Origin of the sequence: Nocardiopsis sp. NRRL B-16309 (assembly GCF_001279585.1) — a bacterium.
Classification (GTDB): Bacteria; Actinomycetota; Actinomycetes; order Streptosporangiales; family Streptosporangiaceae; genus Nocardiopsis.
Genome location: NZ_LGEC01000116.1, coordinates 1 through 1,961, shown reverse-complemented (window position 1 = coordinate 1,961; position 1,961 = coordinate 1). Strand labels below are relative to the sequence as shown.

Annotated in this window: 2 protein-coding genes; both read right to left on the bottom strand. The window is 68.4% G+C overall.

The window, feature by feature from the left end; translation table 11 throughout:
* A partial coding sequence (locus ADL05_RS26735) for an AMP-binding protein (RefSeq protein WP_156366066.1) occupies positions 1-414 on the bottom strand: 414 nt, incomplete at its 3' end.
* A 6-nt stretch (positions 415-420) separates the two neighbouring features.
* The coding region (locus ADL05_RS26730) for a condensation domain-containing protein (protein ID WP_231640917.1) at positions 421-1,961 on the bottom strand (1,541 nt) is incomplete at its 5' end.

Below are 1,961 nucleotides of genomic sequence, written 5' to 3'. Positions count from 1 at the left end.
GGCCAGGACGGTGTGGAGTCGGGCGTCGGAGGCCATGAAGGAGAGTCGTTCGCGGGGGTAGGCGGGGTCCAGGGGGACGTAGGCGGCGCCGGCTTTGAGTATGCCCAGCAGGGCGGCGACCATCTCCGTGGAGCGGGGTACGCACAGGCCGACCAGGCTTCCCCGGTCCACGCCGCGGTCGCGGAGCAGGTGGGCGATGCGGTTGGCCCACTGGTCCAGGGCCGCGTAGCTGAGCTGGTGGTCGTCGGACACGACCGCGATCCGGTCGGGGCAGTGGCGGGCTCGCTCCTCGAACAACCCCGGCAGGGACACCGGCTGTGCCCCCGGCTGACGCTTGGCCTGCTGGAGCCGACGGCGTAGCAGGGCCTGCTGTTCCGGCGACAGGTTCTCAAGCTGAGAAATAAGCTCACTCATGGCGTCTCACTCGTCTCGGTCGTCTGGGAGCTGGAGATCACTCGGCGACAATCCCTGAACCTCGGCGACGAGCTGCTCAAGGAGTTCTCGGTCTTCGGCGGATTCGATGTCCGTGGCGAAAGCCGTCAGGTCGAAGTCGGCGTCGTCCGCCGGCTCCGTGGCCGTCGAGCTTCCCTGTTGGAGGATCTGCCGCTGTTCCTCTTCCGTGAGGATGGCGATCTTGCTCAGCCGTGCCTCGGGTTCGCGGACCATCTGTGCGCAGACACTCGTGAGATGCGCGAGCATGCGCTCGACCGATTCTCGGTTCATGCGTCCGGGGTCGTACTGAGCGGAGATCTCCACCCGGTCCTGGACCACCACGACCAGGGCCAGCGGGTAGTCGACGCGCTCCTCGGAGCGGGTCATCTCGAATTGCAGAACCGCCGAGGCGTCCTTCTCCACCGGGTAGTTCTCGAAGACGAAGAGGGTCTCGAACAGGGAGGCGTCGGCGGGGAGGCCGCTCCAGCGCTGGATGTCGCTCAGCGGGCTGTAGTCGAACTGGCGCATCCGCATGGCCTGTTCCTGGAGGCCGTGCAGCCAGTCCAGGACGCGGTCCCGTTCGGGCACGGCGACCCGTGCCGGGAGGGTGTTGATGAACAGTCCGACTGTGCGCTCGATGCCCTCGATCTCGGCGGGGCGGCCGGAGACCACGGTTCCGAAGGTGACGTCGTCGGTTCCGGAGTAGCGGGAGAGGAGCAGGGCCCAGCAGCCCTGGAGCACGGTGTTGAGCGTGAGCCGGTGGTGTTGGGCGAACTCCTGCAGCCGCGCGGTCTCGTCCTCGCTCAGGCAGACGGTGACCGTGCCCGGGGGGACGGGGCCGCTCGCCTGTGTCTCGGGGCGGGCGCCGACGGCCAGTGGGGCGGCCTGCTCGATCCCCTTCAACGTGTCGCGCCAGTACTGTTCGGCCTGGTCGGTGTCCTGGCGTCCGAGCCAGGACACGTAGTCGCGGTAGGGCCGCGCCGGGGCCTTCTCCACGTGCCGGCCCTGAACGAAGGCGTCGTACCACTGGACGGCTTCGTTGAGAATGAGGCTGATGCTCCAGCCGTCGAGGATCGCGTGGTGGGCGCTCCAGATCAGCTGGTAGCCGTCGTCGGCGGTGCGGGCCAGCATCATCCGCCACTGCGGGACGTCCCGGGGGTCGAAGCCCTCGGCGCGGTCCCGTCGCAGGTAGGCGTCCAGGCGGTGCTGTTGCTCTTCCGTGGTGTGTGGTCGCCAGTCCTGCGTCCGCAGTGGGACGGGGATGTCCGCCCAGACCAGCTGGAGTGCCTGGTTGCCCAGTGTCGTGTGGAAGCCGGTGCGCAGGATGGGGTGGCGGTGCATGACCTGGGCCCAGGCCTGGTGGAAGGCGTCGGTGTCCAGTTCCTGGTCGATGCGCAGGATGAGCTGGACGTGGTAGACGCCTTCGCCCTGGGAGAGCTGGCTCTGGAACCACAGGCCCTGCTGGATGGGGGTCTGTGGGTAGCAGTCCGCCAGAGGACGCGGAGTCGTGGCCGAGCGCCACTCCGGCA